Below are 15,907 nucleotides of genomic sequence, written 5' to 3' on the forward strand. Positions count from 1 at the left end.
TGCCCGGCCGTTCCGTCTCCTCCTCCGGTGCTGCCTCGCACAGGGACTGGGACAGGATGAGCAGGGCAGCGGCCCTGTCCGGGGTGTCCTCGTCCAGCGCGGCGACGGCCGACCGGCAGATGTCGACGGCCTCCCGTGTGGCCGCAGGATCCCGGCTGGTCCGAGCCGTCTCCAGCAGCAGGCGGGCGAGGTCGTACAGGTTGGGGGTCGGGGGACGCGCTTGCCGCTGGCGGCATCGCGCGGTGAACGGCGGCGAGGTGCGGCTGGGCTCGCACGTCGGCTGGTTCGTCCTTCTGGTACCGGCCGGCTGCCACGAGGTTCACGTCACGGCCAGGGCCGGCTACGCGCTCACCGAGGAGGCGGCGATGGGGATGCAACCCCATGCCGGCACGGACGGGTTCACCGTAGAACTTCCGGTCCCGGAGGTGTCCGAGCCGTCGGCGCCGCCCCCACCGGGGGCGGCGGGACAGCTCGGCCGCGGGGCGCAGGTCCCCGGCAGCCCGACGCAGATGCGCATGGGCTTCGGTGTGGACGTCGTCGGGTACTCCGACCGGGACGTCGTGGGAAGGGCGGCGCTGCAGACGCGTCTGGACCAGCTCGTACGCGTGGTCCTCGGCGACATCGGCCTCGACCTGACGCGCCTCCATCACCAGCGCAGCGGGGACGGGATGAACATCGTCCTGCCGCTGGACACCGACATCACCCAGGCTCTCCCGGGGCTGGCCAACGCGATGGGGGCCCGGCTCCGCGAGGACAACGAGCGTCACGTCGACCGGATGCGGCTACGGATGGCCTGCGACGTCGGCACCTTCAGGGCGGGGGCCAACGGGTACGAAGGCGAGGCGGTCCTGAGCTTCTGCCGCCTGCTGGAAAGCCTCCCGCTGCGCGAGGCCCTCAAGCCCCACAGGAGGGCCGAACTGGGCGTGTTGATCAGCCAGTTCCTCTATGGACAGGTCCTCTCCCCGGGCTGTCCCGGACTGAACCGGGAGGAGTTCACCCGGGTGACCGCGGTGGTGAAGCATTACCAGGCGGACGCCTGGCTGTACACGTCCCCCGGTGCCGGGAGCGTGGAATGAGCCGCCCGCCCGCCGAACGCGCCGGTCTGCTCGCGGCCGTTCACGCGTACACCGACGCCGCCGTCGACGAGCACGGAGTCGGTGGGCCCACCGGGACCGGTTCCCTCGCGGCTCTCGGCCGCCTGCTGGCCCAGGTCGACGACCTCTTCGACGACGTGGAAGCGGCTGTCGCGGCGGGGCGGTTGCATCTCCGGCGCGCAGCCGTGCGGGGCACGGACGAGCAGGCAGCGGAAGCGGACCTCAGGGCGGCCGCCTGGTACTTCCTGCCGGTGATCGCGGCGGGCGTGGAGCTCCCGCCCCGGGCCGTCAACGACTTCTACGGTCGGGCCGCCGCCACGAATGTGCCGGGCGCCGGGCCCCCGGCCGCACCCGGGCTCTCCCTTCGCGCATGCCACGACCGGATGGTGACGGCGATCGACCGGCAGGGTCCGGGCTCGCGGGGCGGCACAGCCCTGCGGCCGGCCATCTTCGTCCTGCGGCACATCGCGGCCACGCCCACAGCCGACACCGACCGGCGTGCGGCATGGCTGTCCAATCTGTCGGGCGCTCTGCTCACGCTCCACCGCCAGGAGGGCGGGGCGGAGCTGCTGGATGACGCCGTCGCGGCGGCACGCGAAGCCGTCCGTACGACCGAGCCCTCTGCCACGAACCCGGAGACGGACACGGAGGGCACCGGTACGGCCACGGCCACCGGCTCCGCCTCGCAGGACAAATCCTTCGCCGGCCGGTCGGACCACGACCTGGCGGACCGCCTGATGAACCTCGTCGGAGCGCTGCACGCCCGCTACGGCCGCACCGGCTCCGCGGAGGATCTGCGGGACGCTCTGGAAGCCGGCCGCAGGGCTGTCTCCCTCGATTCGGTACCTGCCGAGAGCCGGGCACGCAATCTCAGTAATCTCGCCCTGGCCCTCCTGTCGCACTTCGAGAGGACGGAGGCCGAGGCGGCGCTCGTCGAGGCGGCCGGCTACGCGCGGCAGGCCGTCGCCCTCGTGCCCGAGGGCCCCCGGGCCGCACTGCTCCTGGCCAATCTCTCCGCCGTTCTGGGCTCGTTGGGGTCCTGGACCGCGGACGCCGAACTGGTCCGGGAGTCCGTCGACACGGCCAGAAGGGCCGTGCTGTGCGGTGGCGACGCCCACGACGGTCCGGAGGAGTTCGCGTTGGCGCTCGCCCAGTCCCTCTTCGAGCTTTACCAGACGACCGGCGACACGACGGTTCTCGACGAGTGCGAGGCGGTCTGCCGCGCGGCGCTCGTCCCTCTGCCCGCGCACCACCCCGAGCGGTACCGCTACCTGTTGCGGCTCGGACGGACCTTGCGCGCACGGGCGCATTCCGCGACCGGCGACGCCTCGGCGCCGTCCGACGCGGTCGGCACCCTCAGGAACGCGGCGGCCGCCACACCGCCCGGTCACCCGGGCAGGGCGAACACCCTCGGGAACCTCATGCTCGCCCTGCAGGACATCTACGACGACACCGGTGATGCACTGGCTCTGGACGAAGCGATCGACACCGGTCGACTCGCCGCGGCGGCCGCCGCATGCGACCCGGCACGTCTCAAGGTGGAGGGCAATCTCGCCAACTCCCTGCTGGACCGCTACCGTCTGGCCGGCCACGGCGGAGATCTCGCCGAAGCGGAGGAGATCGGCCGCCGCGCGGTCGCCTCGACCCCTCCCGGCCACCCCGACGAGGCCGCCCATCTCACCTCGTGGGCGCACCAGTTGCTCGTCCGCCATCAGGCGAGGGGAGCCCTGCCGGACCTGACGGAGAGCATCGCCGCCGGGCGACGGGCGGTGGACACGGCGGCCCCGGGCGGTACCACCGCCGTCGCCGCACAGTCCAACCTGTCCATCGCGCTGGCGACCCTCTTCGAACGGACGGCTTCGCTGGAGGCCCTCGACGAAGCGGTGACTCTCAGGCGAGAGACGGTCCGCGCGACACCCGACGGCTCACCGATGCTCGCGGGACAGCTCTCCAATTTCGCCGGAGTGCTCCGTATGCGTTACGACCACACCGGGGACCGTGGCGCGTTGGAGGAAGCCGCGGACTGTGCGCGCCGGCTCATGTCCACGATCACGCCGGGGCAGTCGGAATACCCCCTGCGCATGGCGAACGCGGCCACCGCGCTGTACCAGTGGAGCGAACTCACTCATGACGACGAGGCCGGCGAAGAAGCCGTGACCGCCGCCCGCCTGGCGGCGGACTCGGTGCCGGAGAAGCACTCAATGCGACCGGCTCTGCTGAGCAACCTTTGCGGGATCCTTCTCGCCCGCTACCGGCGGACCGGTGTTCTCACCCAGCTCACCGACGCCTGGGGCGCGGCCGACGCAGCGGTCCGCACGGCGCACCGCGACGACCCGGACCGGCCGCTGTATCTGCTGAACCTCACCATGGCGTTACGCGCCCGGCACGAGCGCACCGGCGATCCTGACGTACTGAGCGACGGCCTGCGCGCGGCCGAGCAAGCACTGCGCCTCGCTCCTGACGGCCATCCTCTCAGGCCGCAGCTGCTGTCCCAGCTCAGCCTGGGGCTGCGGGCCCGCTACCAGCGGAGCAGCGAGCTGCGGCATCTGACACGGTCGGTCGAGACGGCACGCCAGGCCGTCCTCTCGTGCCCGTCCGGCCATCCGGACCACGCCATGTACCAGTCGAACCTCTCCGCGGTCCTGCAGATGCTGCACCAGCGGCAGGACGTGCCGGACGCCGCGCGCACGATCGGCGAAGCAGTCTTCGCCGCCCGCGCGGCTGTCGTCGTCACCGAGCCCGGCCATCCCGACCTGCCCGCCCTCCTCTCCCATCTCTGCGGGGCGTTGATGTCCCAGTACGCCGTGACCGGCGGCCGGCGGGAGCTGGCCGCCGCCGTCACCGCCGGCCGCCGGGCCGTCTCCCTCTCCCCGCCCGGCCACCCCGACCACACGCACCGGCTCGCGAATCTCACGGCCGCATGGCGACTGCGGTATCGCCACGACCCGTCACCGGAGGCGCTCCGCGAGGCGTTGGCCACCGCCCGCCGCGCTGTTGCCTCCCTCGCCGCCGACCATCCTGACGAGGCCGCCGTGCTGACCGGCTGCGCCGCCGCGCTGCGGACAGCGTTCCGGGCCGACGGGTGTCGACCAGAGCTGGACGAAGCCCTGCGTCTCCTCGACCGGGCGGCGGGTTCCACGGTCAGCCCGGTCGGGGACCGGGTCAGGGCGGCCCGTGCCCTCGGCCGTGCCGCTCTCGAGGCCGGCGAGACCGGCCGGGCCCTGAAGGCCTACGAGACCGCGGTCGAGATGCTCGGGCAGCTCGCTCCCTGGCGGCTGGCACGCGGGGACAGGGAGTTCGGTCTCGGGGAGATGGAGGGACTGGGCAGCGAGGCCGCCGGAGCGGCCCTGAGCTGCGGTGAAGCGGGACGGGCCGTCGAACTCCTGGAGCAGGCACGCGGTGTGATGCTCAACCAGACCCTCGACATGCGGGGCGACCTCCATGTCCTGCGGTCCACCTGTCCGGAGCTGGCCGACGAGTTCGAAGCACTTCGAACGAGGCGGGACGCTGCCGACCACATCAGCCTCGCCGAGCAGTTCGACGAAGCGTCCACAGCACGGGACGGCGGATCCGGCGACCCCGGCCGGTCCGATGACCCCGGCGACTCCGGCGACCCCGGCGACCCCGACGACTCCGGCAACCCCGGCAGTGTGAACAGCCCGGGTCGCGCCCTGAGGCGCATCGCCGCGGAACGGACAGCGATGGACTCGCAATGGCACGCGCTGCTCCTCCGCATCCGGGCCCTTCCCGGCCTGGAGGGCTTTCTCGGCCGCCCCCACCTGGAAGCACTGCGCCGGCAGGCCGAACACGGCTTCGTGATCATGCTGGCGGTGGGCAGGCACCGAGGTGACGCCCTGGTACTCACCTCTGATCCGCACTCCCCCGTCACCGTCGTCGGCCTCCCCGGCGTGACCGAGAACCGAGTGATCGACTGGGCTGAGCGGCTCCTCGCGGGACGCGTGCCGGGCTCCGCGCCGGTGACCGACTACCAGCAGGCCAGGCGCCGCATGCAAGATCTCGTCGAGCTGCTGGAGTGGCAGTGGGACCACGTGGCGGAGCCGGTGCTGGAGCGGATCGGCCTCACCCGCTCCCTCCGGCCGGACGACGACCCCGGTGAGTGGCCGAGGATCTGGTGGTGCCCGGCAGGCGTCACGGCCTTCCTGCCCTGGCACGCCTCGGGCCACCACCACGAGGGCGGAGGGGAAGGCACGACCGGGCGAACCGTCATGGACCGCGCGGTCTCCTCCTGGACGCCGACCGTTCGGGCTCTGGGCCACGCGAGGCGCCCGCGCCCCGCCGCCGTGTCCAGGGACGGAGATGGCGCCCTGCTGGTCGAGATGGCGCGGCCGGCCGGCACGAGCAGGGCGCTCCGGTTCGTGGAGACCGAGACCGAACACATCGCCGCACTGCTGCCAGGTGCCACCCGGGTCGGGCCTCCGGACAACACTCCGCAGACCGTGCTCGACGCGCTGCCCGCCCACCCGGTGGTCCACTTCGCCTGCCACGCCATCAGCGAATGGGGCGCTCCGGGGCGCAGCGGACTGCTGTTGAGCGACGCGGGTGGCGGCGGGACGGCTCGCCTCACCGTCGACGCGATCTCGTCACGGCACATCGCGGATGCCGAACTCGCCTATCTCTCGGCCTGCAGCACCACGCTGACCAACCAGCGGCTGGCGGACGAGTCCGTTCACATCACGGCCGGATTCATGCTCTGCGGCTACCGCCATGTGATCGGCACCCTCTGGCCCGTCGACGACACGGCAGCCCAGGAGGTCGCCGTCGACTTCCACACCCACCTGGCGGGCTACGGCGGCACGGGGCCGCGCACGGAGGGCTCGGCGTACGCGCTGCACCTCGCTCAGCACCGCGGGAGGGCGAAGCGCCCGTGGGCCCCGTCGCTCTGGGCGGCACATCTGCACACCGGGGCCTAGCGACCTGAGCACCCACGGCGGGCTGACAGAGTCCTCTCAACGAGGCCAACGGGACGCAGTGGCCCGCCTATGCCTGGGCCCGGAACGTGCAGACTGCGCTCGTGACGGCGCCGGCTGCGGCTGCGGCTGCGGCTGCGGCTGCGGCTGCGGCGTGAGGTTGCGGGCCAGCACCTGCAACGCTTCCATGACCTCGGCCAGCCGCCGGGGATACCATGCGGGCGCTGCCCGCAAGCCACGCGGCCCCGCCCGGAGGCTCGGGCAGGGCGTCCTCGCCGATCTTCATCAGGGCACGTCCCAGCAGGAACAGCACGACTCCGTTCACAACTTCTTCATCCGGCACGACTTCACGGCGGTGGCCGGGGACACGACATCAGCCACCATCGGCGGCTCCGGCTACGACCCGCTGCGCACCCAGACCTGGAACCTCGCCGCACATCTGCACCACCAGGGCGCGGACGGGCCACTTTCTTGCCGTGGAAGAGCGGGCCGCCGATCCGGTAGACGCTGACCCAGTAGCCCTTGGGCATGGAACATCCGGTTCCGGTTGGGGAGGTGAGTGCTCTGATCTACGGGTTGGTCTCGGACGAGCGTCGGCGGGCGAGAGCGAGGCTTGTCAGCGTCGTGATCGCCATGGCGCCGATGCCGACCAGCGCCGCGGTCGTGTAGGCGCTGTCGTCGGGGAAGAGGTGGCCGGGGCCGGTGCCCGCGGCGAGGATCAGGCCGCCGACGGCGCTGCCCAAGGAGTATCCGACGCTGCGGACGACGTAGTTGAAGCTCATGGCGCTCGACGTCTCGCTCTTGGGAGTGACGGCCAGGATGACGCCGGGCATCGCGGCCGAGAAGCCGCCGACGCCGAAGCCGAGCACGCCCATCGCCGCGAACAGTTCGGCCAGGTCCGACCGGGCCGCCGCGAACAGGGCGAACCCGCCGCCGACCACGACGGCGCTGCCGGCCAGGAGCATGGGGTCGGCGATCCGCGTCCGGACCCGCGGCGTGAGCTTGCCGGCGACGAACCCCAGGACCGAGAACGGGATGAGGACCAGCCCGGCGACGAAGGTAGTCAGCCCGAAGCCATAGCCGGCGCCGTGCGGCGTCTGCGCGTACCGGGTGATGAGCGTGAGCAGGAGGTACATGCCGATCCCGCCGACGAACATGGCGAGGTTCGCCCCGGCGACCGCCGGGTGCCGCACCGCCCGCACATCGACCAGGGGCATCGTGCTGCGCAGCTCGATGACGGCCCAGACGCAGAGCAGCACCACCGCGAAGACGGCGAGGCCCGCCGCCAGGGCGAGGTGCCGGCTCCACAGATTCCGTTCACCGGCGAGGAACAGCACCAGGAGCAGCGCAGCGGCCAGGACGACCGCGCCTGCCACGTCCACGTGGGCGGAGCGGCCTTCGGGCGCTTCGGGCATGGAGCGCCACGCGGTCAGCAGGGCGGCGGCGGTGACGACCAGACCGAGGCCGTACGCGGCCCGTACCCCGCCGAGCTCGGCGAGCAGTGCGGCCAGCGGGTAGCCGACGCCGGCCCCGATGATCGAGACCACCGAGATCAGGGCGATCACGGCCGCGCTGCGCTCCTCGGGGAGATGGTCCCGGGCCACGCCCATCATCAGCGCCGTCAGCCCGAGCCCCACGCCCTGGGCCGCCCTGCCGGCCAGCAGCCACGCGAACGGCAGCGGCAGCACGGTGAGCGCGCTGCCGGCGACGACGACCGCCAGCGTGGCGAGGACCGTGGCCCGCCGGTGCGGACCGGCTCCGAGCCGGCCCAGGACCGGCGTGGCGACGGCGCCGCTGAGCAGCGCGACGGTCAGCGTCCACTGCGCGCTGCCGAGCGAGACGTGGAACGAGGTCGCCACGCTGGTGATGAGCGGCGTCCCGAGGCTGGCGACCGCCGCCACGACCAGAGCGATGAACATCAGGGCGGGGACCAGCAGCCGCGCCTCGGCACGCGCCCCAGGAAACGCCTTCACCGTGGCCCCGCCGACCGGCTGCCCGGTCACTGCTTCGGCCCTTCGCGGTCCTGGCTTTCGAGCTCTGCCAGATGCTTCAGCGCGGGAAGGGCCGCCACCAGCGCCTCCACCTCGTCGCCGGTGAGCTCGCCGATCAACCGCTCGAACGCGTGGACGCCCGCTTGGCGCCGCGTCCGGACGTAGGAGGCGCCCGCCTCGGTCAGGCACACCAGTGTGACCCGCTTGTCGGACGCGTCACCCCGCCGCTCGACCAGGCCGGACGCCTCCATCACCCGGACCAGGGCGGTCATCGCGGGCTGGGTGACGCCCTCGACCGCGGCCAGATCGGTGATGCGCCGCGGGCCGGTCCGGTCCAGGGTGGCCAGGGTGGCGGCGGACGTCAGGCTCATGTCCCGGGGCAGGCGTCTCGCGGCCCTGGTCGCCAGGCCGTAGAGGGCTGCCCCGATGGCGGCGGACGCGCCAGGTGCGGTGTCTTGACGACTCATGCCAGAAGCATAGCGTATTTATATTCATGGTTTATGTATATGGGTGGTCTGCGCGGGCGGCCTCGACCGCTGAGAGCCGGTGACGTCGCGGTGCGCTGCCGCATCGACTTCACGTACGCCCTCGGCCTGGAGCCGGCAGACCCCGGCCTTCCACCACAGCGTCCTGTCCGACTTCCGCGACCGGCTCGCCGACGGCTGCCGCGCGACCGGCTGTTGGGCTTCGCGCCGATCCGCAGGACACGGTCTGGACTAGGCGTCGAGGTAGTGGTAGTCACCGTCCGGGATCCTGATCACCAGGCCGCCGTTGCAGACCCTCCACTCGCTCATGCCGTCGACGTCATGGCTGACCAGAAACAGCCCCCGGGGTCTGTCGTCATACTCGTCATCCTGGTCGGAGGCCGGGATCCGGGCGATCTGACGCAGCCTCTCCTCGAACCAGGCGAGGGACACCGCGCGGATGTCACCCCCGTAGAAGACCCAGTTGACGGCGTTGTACTGCCGAGCGGGGAAGGCCCAGCCCCCGCTGTAGGTGCGCCTCGGATCGTCTGCTTCCACGATCTCCTTGATCTGGGCCAGCTGTCCGTCGTCACACTGCAGCCAGCCCCTGACCGCGACCATGGTTCCCACGGCGGTTGCTCCTCATTCATCTGGCGCGCTTCCCCGACGCACGATTCCTGTGCGCGTGCAGGCTAGGGGCGGCCTGCCGGGTCGCGCAAAGGGATTCCCGGGCGGATCAGCCGTCTCGGGTGAGAGCGCGCCACCCTCATTCAGTCGGCTCCCGCGGGGGTGGCCGGTCGTGTCGGGGAGGGAGCGGTCATCGTCGTCGGGTCAGGCGAGTACTGCGGCGACGGCCACGAGAGCCAAGCCGAACGCGAAGAAGGCGAGCGACATCTGGACGTGGCGGTGCTTGCTCCAGGCGATCTTGCTCATGACGACGAGCTGACGGCTGAGCACGGGGAGCAGGGCATCGGTGCGCCTCAGGGACTCCGCCAGGTCGGTCGCCTCACGGTGCATCAGGTGGCCGAAGTAGATGAAGTTCTCGGCGGCCTCGGCCTGGATGCCGGGGGCGCGAAGACGGGGGGCGACGACGAGCACCGCGAACACCGCCGCGATCAGGATGAGCGTGACGCCGGCCCACAACAGGCAACGGGATGCCCAACCATGCGGGTCGGCGAAGACGTTGCCGCTCCCGGAGAGTGCGATGATCCCGGCCACGGCGGCCGATTCGAGAGTCAGCGCGAACGAGGCCTTGGCATCGACCCGGGCCGTCCAGTCCCCGACTGCCGCGTGAATCCGCCAGGCCGTCTCCACGGCCTTCTCCTCGGTCTCGGGGCTCTCTCCGCTCGATCGGGACATCAGTTTTCCCGCCGGTGAGAAGCTCGGCAGATCATCGTCGGGTGCCCCCTCACGAACGTCGCCGGGCCCGGCCCGCGATGTCCGCAGCCCGGTCGGCGTGTCCCCATGTCGTGTGCTCCTGCAGGCATACCCACTTCCGGGCGGCTGGGAACTGCCCGGGCGATCATGCGCGGAGCCGGACGAACCGGCGGCTCCTTCATCGCCGACAGGCCACTGACGCAAAGTCCAGGCGCTTCCGTCGTCCGCCATCGCCTCGAGGTTCGGCGACGGCCGGCTCACCGCCGATCAGTCGGCATCAGCAGCGCGATCCGACCCCACATCGCTTCGGTGATCAATAATGGCGGACCGTATCGTGGAGGTGATCGGTTGTCGTACTGGAACTCCGAGGGAGGAGCGGAGTCAGTGTTCTCCGTCGTGGTCGGCATCTGCGAACAGGCGGCCGGGGTCGCCGTCGTGGACTTCGCTGCGGACGTGCGTGACGTCGGTGTCAGGCCGCCGTGCGCGGCCCGCCCTCGAGTTCACGAACGCCCCCGGGTCTCAGCTCTTCCTCCTCCCCGCCGTCCGGGCGCAGTGCGTCCCGTACGCCGCTCAGGGCTGGCTCCGGCGTGATCGGAACGGTCTTCCAGAGCGACGACGTACCGAAGGAGCACCGGTTCGAATACTGGTGCGAGTTGATGCACCAGGCGATCGCCCCCAGCCACATGAGCAGCCGGTTCGCGGGAGACTTCTGGGCGCGGCAGCGGCTGTTGGAGCTGGGGCCGGTGCTGGCGTGGCCGACGTCGCACCTGCCGACGGGGTTCCGTCGTACCGAGAAGCTGGTGCGGCGGTCCGATCCGGAGATGTACCACCTGTCGCTGGTGCTCGGCGGCGGACTGGGCTTCGAGCATGTGGGGCGAGCCGAGGCATACGGTCCGCGCGATCTGTGGGTGAGCGACACGGCGCGGCCGTACGAAGTGCATGTGCCGGCCGGCCTCGGCCGTCAAGTGCTCACAGGGGTGGGCGTGGACTTTCCCAAGGCGTTGTTGCCACTCCCGGCCGCCCGTGTCCAACGGCTGCTGGGGCGGCGGCTGTCGGGGCGGGAAGGGGTGGGCGCCCTGCTGACGGGGTTCCTCACCGGGCTGGAACAGCAGGCCGACGTCCTTCAGCCGTCCGATGCACCCCGTCTCGGCAGCGTGCTGATCGACCTGCTGTCGGCCTGGTTCGCCCAGGTACTGGAGGCGGAGGATACGCTGACGCCGGAGACCCGCCGACAGGCTCTGACGACGCGCATCCGGGCGTTCATCCGCCAGAACCTGCACGACCCGGAGCTGACCCCACCGGTGGTAGCCGCCGCGCACCACATCTCGCTGAGCTACCTCCACCAGCTCTTCCAAGAGGACGCCCGCGGCGAGACGGTCGCGGCTTGGATCCGCGCCCAGCGCCTCGAAGGCGCCCGCCGCGACCTTGCCGACCCCCACCTCAGCTCTACACCCGTCCATACCATCGCGACCCGCTGGGGCATGGTCCGCGCCTCCGATTTCACACGTGCCTTCCGCGGCGCGTACGGCATGTCGCCCACGGAGTACCGGGTACGGGAACAGACGGGGGCCGCGCCGCGGTCGGGGGAACCGGGGTAAGCGCAGCGACAACGCATCCGGAGGCAGCGGGGGACAACCCGAGTTCGTCACCTGCCGGGATTCCGCCGAGCGGTCTCACCATCGGCGTCGGCGAGTACCGTGCGATGCAGGACCAGATGCAGGACCAGATGCAGGACCAAGGGGGGGAGCTGTTGCGACCAGCGTTGTTGGTGGACGTGGACGGACCACTGAATCCGTATGCCGCGAAGGCGCACCGACGACCTGAGGGCTATGCGACGCACCGACTGCTGACGCCTCGCTGGGAGGCCGCCGAGCGGCGTCGGCTGACTGCGTGGGGGCTGCCGAGAAAGCCGGTGAAACCGTTGCGCGTGTGGCTCAACGCCGATCACGGCCCGGCATTGCGTGCGCTTCCCTTCGACTTGGTGTGGGCAACGACGTGGGAGGAGGACGCCAACGCTTTCATCGCGCCGGTTCTGGGACTGCCCGAGCTGCCCTTCATTGCCTGGTCCACACCGCGGGCCGTACCCGGCGGCGGTGTGTTGTGGAAGACGCCGGAGATCGTCGCGTGGGCCAAGGGCCGGGCGTTCGCCTGGATCGACGACGAGATCACGGAGCCGGATCGCACCTGGGTGAAGGACCACCACGATGGTCCCGCCCTACTGCACCGGGTCGACCCTCGATGCGGCCTCGCCGCGGACGACTTCGCGGCGCTGACGACATGGGCGAACGGCCTGGACTGACTCCACGGCAAATCGAGGACCGCCACTACGCCGTTCCACGCGATCATTGCAGGCCGGCTCTTGTCTGACTCCGCGGGTGATTCATCAGACCAGGCGATGGCAAGGGGCGCAGATCGCTTCGATCGGCGCCCCGGGGTGCTCACGCGGCCCCTCCCCCGCATACGACCACCACGCACGGCTCCTCTGCACGGGTGTACCGGCGTACCGGCGTACCGGCGCCCATCGCCAGCGCTTGTCATGCAGGCCCAGACGTAGCTTCTTCTCAGGCGGGCTGCGGGGCGGGCGTTGTCGGAGCGGCCGCGGCCTTGCGGGTTTCGCGCATGATCAGCAGGCCGTTGAGCACCATCAGTGTCGCGGTCAGGCAGTGGACGCCGAGCGCGGTCGCCGCGGAGCCGTGGTGGGCCAGCACCGTGGCCATGTCGCCGTACGCGGCCATGGCCTCCACCAGCAGCACCCAGCCCAGCGCACGGCGGTGGCCCGTCACCAGGAGGACGCCCAGGACCAGGGCCAAGACGACGTCGCGGATCCCCTTGACGATCAGGAAGCCGCCGCCGTCGCCGGATGGCCAGCTCGGCAGGCCGAAGCCCGGCGCCGTCGTCTCCGGGCTCAGGATGAACTCCGTCCCGAACCAGAGGATGAAGAGGATGAAGGCGGCGGCGAGGACGGTGTTGAACTTCTTCAGCGACATTGTTCTTCTCTCCAGGAGTCTGCTTCAGCTTGGTGAGCTTCGTGGAGCCTGCCGAGTCACGGGGGGCCGGAGCAGGCCCGTTGACGCGACTGATCGAGGAGCGTGGTCTGCCGGGATCGCAGCTGTGAAATCCGCGACGACTGCGTCCCGGGTGCCGGGGCTTTCGGTGGCCCCGCTGACGTACGGGGAGCGGGGACTGTGCGCCTGCGCGGCGCCAGTCCGGGGCTCAGGTCAGGGCGGTGGCCGGCAGGGCGAAGGAGGCGATGTACCGGAACGGCACACGGCGCCCTGCGACCGGTCTCCGTGCGCGCGGCCGAGTTGGCCGCTGTTCTCGGGGAGCGCGTCGAGGATCGGGCCGATGACGAAGACGACGGACAACTCCACCCCCACCCCCACCATCACGCCGACGTCCACGGTGGTGACGACCTTGCATGCGTTGACCATGGCGCCCTCCCGGCTACTAGCGTCGCTAGGTGCTGATGCAACGCTAGTACTACTGCCGCTTGATTGTCTAGCGATGCTAGGATCGAATCATGTCGGTACAAGAACGCAAGGCCCGCGAACGGGCGGAGCGCGAGCGCCTCATCGTGGCGACGGCCCGTGAACTCGCCGAGCACCAGGGGTGGGACGCCGTCACCACCCGCCGGCTCGCCGAGCGCATCGAATACAGCCAGCCCGTCCTCTACAGCCACTTCCGCGGCAAACGCGAGATCATCGGCGCCGTCGCCCTGGAGGGCGCCACCGAGCTGGCCGTCGCGGTGCGGGCCGCGGCCGCCACCGCGGACGGTCCGCGCGCGCGGGTCGCCGCCCTGGCCCGCGGCTACCTGGACTTCGCCGAGCGCAACCCGGCGGTCTACGACGCCCTGTTCCAGCTCGACGGCGGCCTGGCGTACGCGCAGGACGACACCCCGGAGCAACTGAAGGACGCCTTCGCCGCATTGCTGGAAAGCCTGGGCGAGGTCGCCGGGGACGGCGTCCACCCAGGGCTGTTCACCGAGGTGTTCTGGGCGGCTCTGCACGGGCTGGCGACCCTGACCCGGGCGGGACGGCTGCCACGGCAGGACGCCGAGTGGAGGGTGGAGTTGTTGGTGGACCGGCTCGCCATCGTCTGACGCGACACCCCGGCGGGCGCGCAGCCGACACCCGCGGTCGGCCTTCCTCGTCCTGAAGAGGTCGACCGTCAGGTGTTCTTCTGGGTTGGACGTCGAGCGCTGACACACGATCAACCGCCCACTGTCGCGCGGCTGCGCTTTTCCCCCTGGCACAGCAGGACTTGGCGCAGTGCCCAGCCGTTCGCAACGCCATCGCCTCGCCCCCGGGCGGCTGTGCGGGCCTCGGCCGGGGGTGTGGTGGGAGCAGGATGGCATTCCGGATGACCTCGGCGGACGTCCGGCCGCACGAGTCCTTGATCACCGTCTGGGCGTGCCGGCCGAGGGACAGGGGTAGGAGATGATGCAGGGAGGAGGAGGGCCGATGAGTGGACGTCAGGATCGTGAGTGGCCGGCGATGACGCCGGCGGACTTCGACCGGGAGGTCCCGCTGCGTCTCAACGTGGCGACAGGCCCCACCCCCGTGCCCGCCGAACCCGACGAGTACGGCACGCTCCCCCTCTTCGGTCATGAGCCGCCCGCCCGGCAACCGAACCGGCGCACCAGGCCTCGCACCGCCCTCGTGGTGCAGGACGAGCTGTTCTGACCAGACCAATCAGCGCCGGATCTCCGAACTGTGCGGCCACGCTGAAAGGTTGACCCCGATCAGAAGCGCGGGCGGATGCGGGACGGACTGTGGAGGCGATCGTGCGCCCTGACTCACCCCCTGCCCCGCCCCCACCTCCCGCGTACCCGACCGCACTACGCGCCCCTCTCAGTCCGCAGTCGCCCTCGCCCTCGCCCTCGCCCGAGCCAGCACATCAACGTTCAAGCGGCACAAGCGGCATCGGAGTCGGCAAGACTTCGCCTGTCCGGACATCACAGGCGCCATCACATGACCCCGTCGCCCTGGTAATACAGGCCGAACTACGCAAAAGGAGGCCGGGCATCACTCCTCGGTCTGCCGCGCCGACTCCCTTCGCTCCTCTCAGACTTGGGCGCGAACACGACGCCCGGCCGCCACGCGGAAGCACGTGCGTAAACCCCGGTGAAGAGGGTCGCCACGACTGCTAGTCTTCGGCGTCTTGTCGCACACTCGTGCGCACAGATCAAGCCACTCGTTGCATCAGCCCGTGGGGGGACTCTGCCATGACCCAGCCGACTCAGCCGCCGTCCGAGGGTAATCCGTTCGCCCAGCAGTCCACCGCCGCCGTCCCGCTTGCCGCCGACGGCAACCCTTACGCCCAGCAGCCCGGTGCCGCCGTTCCTCCCACGGCCCCATTCGCGCCCGCGGCCGTGCCGGCCCGCGGCAACGTGGCTCTGGGGCTGGTGGTCGCCGTCGTCGTGGCCCTGGTCACCGCCGGCGTCTACGGCGGGATCGTCGGCGCGACCGAGTACGAGATCGGCTACGCGGCCGTCGGCGTCGGCTTCCTCATCGGTTTCGCGGCGGGCAAGGTCGGTGGCACGAACCCGGTACTCCCCGTGCTGAGCGCCGTGCTGTCGCTGGGTGCGGTCTACCTCGGCCAGCTCATCGGCATCGCGATGATCGGCGCTGACGATCTCGGCGTCTCGGCGACCTCGCTGTTCACCGAGCACTTCGACGTGCTGACCAAGGGCTGGAACGAGACCGCCGACCCGATGACCTTCCTGTTCCTCGCCATCGGCGCGTTCGCGGCGTTCTCCGGCGCCAAGAAAGCCGCCGTGTAATCACGCAGGTGTTGCGTGACCAGATGCCTGCGCAAGAGCATGTGTCGCGCGACGGGGCTCGTCCACCTCAGGGTGTGCGGGCCCCTTTCATTCCGTACGCCCCGCAGCCGGCCCCCCACGCTGGAGCCGCATACACCCGGGCATCCGGTCGCCGCTCTCGTGATCACGTAGCCGTGGGGACGCGGGGCAGACAGCGCGGGTGGCTACGGCCGGGTGAGACCGGCCCCGATCGCCCCCCGAGTCAAGGGCACGTTACCCCCGGAGCCGGTCT

General features: G+C 71.0%; 13 protein-coding genes and 1 pseudogene. 8 read left to right on the plus strand and 6 right to left on the minus strand.

Annotated elements, in window-relative coordinates; all coding sequences use genetic code 11:
* The first annotated feature begins 56 nt into the window (after positions 1-56).
* From BG482_RS03410 to BG482_RS43735, 3 genes are all read left to right on the plus strand, one after another.
* Positions 57-1,076, plus strand: a complete 1,020-nt coding sequence (locus tag BG482_RS03410; protein WP_141746538.1) for a hypothetical protein — start codon at positions 57-59, stop codon at positions 1,074-1,076.
* Positions 1,073-6,025: a CHAT domain-containing protein gene (locus BG482_RS03415; protein WP_069767312.1), complete on the plus strand. Its 4,953-nt coding sequence runs from the start codon at positions 1,073-1,075 to the stop codon at positions 6,023-6,025. The genes BG482_RS03410 and BG482_RS03415 overlap by 4 nt, the downstream gene beginning before the upstream one ends.
* A gap of 184 nt (positions 6,026-6,209) precedes the next feature.
* On the plus strand, positions 6,210-6,533 hold the full coding sequence (locus tag BG482_RS43735; RefSeq protein WP_176741291.1) for a hypothetical protein: 324 nt from the start codon (positions 6,210-6,212) through the stop codon (positions 6,531-6,533).
* A 58-nt stretch (positions 6,534-6,591) separates the two neighbouring features.
* Here the strand turns inward: BG482_RS43735 and BG482_RS03420 are convergent, their stop codons facing one another.
* The 4 genes from BG482_RS03420 to BG482_RS03435 all read right to left on the minus strand — a co-directional run bounded on the left by BG482_RS03420 (position 6,592) and on the right by BG482_RS03435 (position 9,836).
* Positions 6,592-8,025 (minus strand): MFS transporter, encoded by a 1,434-nt coding sequence (locus tag BG482_RS03420; protein WP_069767313.1) that lies wholly within the window; start codon positions 8,023-8,025, stop codon positions 6,592-6,594.
* Positions 8,022-8,384 carry a MarR family transcriptional regulator gene (locus BG482_RS03425; RefSeq protein ID WP_069767314.1) on the minus strand — a complete coding sequence of 121 codons (363 nt, stop codon included), beginning with the start codon at positions 8,382-8,384 and terminating at the stop codon, positions 8,022-8,024. The genes BG482_RS03420 and BG482_RS03425 overlap by 4 nt, the downstream gene beginning before the upstream one ends.
* 345 nt (positions 8,385-8,729) lie before the next feature.
* Positions 8,730-9,098, minus strand: coding sequence for a hypothetical protein (locus BG482_RS03430; protein WP_256096244.1), 369 nt, complete (start codon positions 9,096-9,098; stop codon positions 8,730-8,732).
* Between the two features lie 210 nt (positions 9,099-9,308).
* On the minus strand, positions 9,309-9,836 hold the full coding sequence (locus BG482_RS03435) for a Pycsar system effector family protein (RefSeq protein ID WP_176741301.1): 528 nt from the start codon (positions 9,834-9,836) through the stop codon (positions 9,309-9,311).
* 605 nt (positions 9,837-10,441) lie between these two features.
* On the opposite strand from BG482_RS03435, the gene BG482_RS03440 reads away from it, so the two are divergent.
* Positions 10,442-11,452, plus strand: a complete 1,011-nt coding sequence (locus tag BG482_RS03440; protein ID WP_069767316.1) for an AraC family transcriptional regulator — start codon at positions 10,442-10,444, stop codon at positions 11,450-11,452.
* A gap of 104 nt (positions 11,453-11,556) precedes the next feature.
* A complete protein-coding gene (locus BG482_RS03445) occupies positions 11,557-12,153 on the plus strand; it encodes a hypothetical protein (RefSeq protein WP_256096235.1) in 597 nt (198 codons plus the stop codon).
* A gap of 262 nt (positions 12,154-12,415) precedes the next feature.
* On the opposite strand, the gene BG482_RS03450 is transcribed toward BG482_RS03445, so the two are convergent.
* Together BG482_RS03450 and BG482_RS03455 are read right to left on the minus strand one after the other, a co-directional pair.
* Positions 12,416-12,841: a DUF4267 domain-containing protein gene (locus BG482_RS03450; protein WP_069767317.1), complete on the minus strand. Its 426-nt coding sequence runs from the start codon at positions 12,839-12,841 to the stop codon at positions 12,416-12,418.
* A 241-nt stretch (positions 12,842-13,082) separates the two neighbouring features.
* A pseudogene (locus tag BG482_RS03455) lies at positions 13,083-13,285 on the minus strand (DUF1772 domain-containing protein); the annotation flags it as partial.
* Positions 13,286-13,374: 89 nt separating this feature from the next.
* Here BG482_RS03455 and BG482_RS03460 point away from each other — a divergent pair.
* The 3 genes from BG482_RS03460 to BG482_RS03470 all read left to right on the plus strand — a co-directional run bounded on the left by BG482_RS03460 (position 13,375) and on the right by BG482_RS03470 (position 15,636).
* Positions 13,375-13,953, plus strand: coding sequence for a TetR/AcrR family transcriptional regulator (locus tag BG482_RS03460; RefSeq protein ID WP_069767319.1), 579 nt, complete (start codon positions 13,375-13,377; stop codon positions 13,951-13,953).
* Positions 13,954-14,314: 361 nt separating this feature from the next.
* Complete coding sequence (locus BG482_RS03465; RefSeq protein ID WP_069767320.1) at positions 14,315-14,536, plus strand: hypothetical protein; 222 nt, start codon at positions 14,315-14,317, stop codon at positions 14,534-14,536.
* A gap of 542 nt (positions 14,537-15,078) precedes the next feature.
* A complete protein-coding gene (locus BG482_RS03470) occupies positions 15,079-15,636 on the plus strand; it encodes a hypothetical protein (RefSeq protein WP_069767321.1) in 558 nt (185 codons plus the stop codon).
* The last annotated feature ends 271 nt before the right edge of the window (positions 15,637-15,907 follow it).

Origin of the sequence: Streptomyces sp. LUP30, from assembly GCF_001746365.1 — a bacterium.
GTDB lineage: Bacteria > Actinomycetota > Actinomycetes > Streptomycetales > Streptomycetaceae > Streptomyces.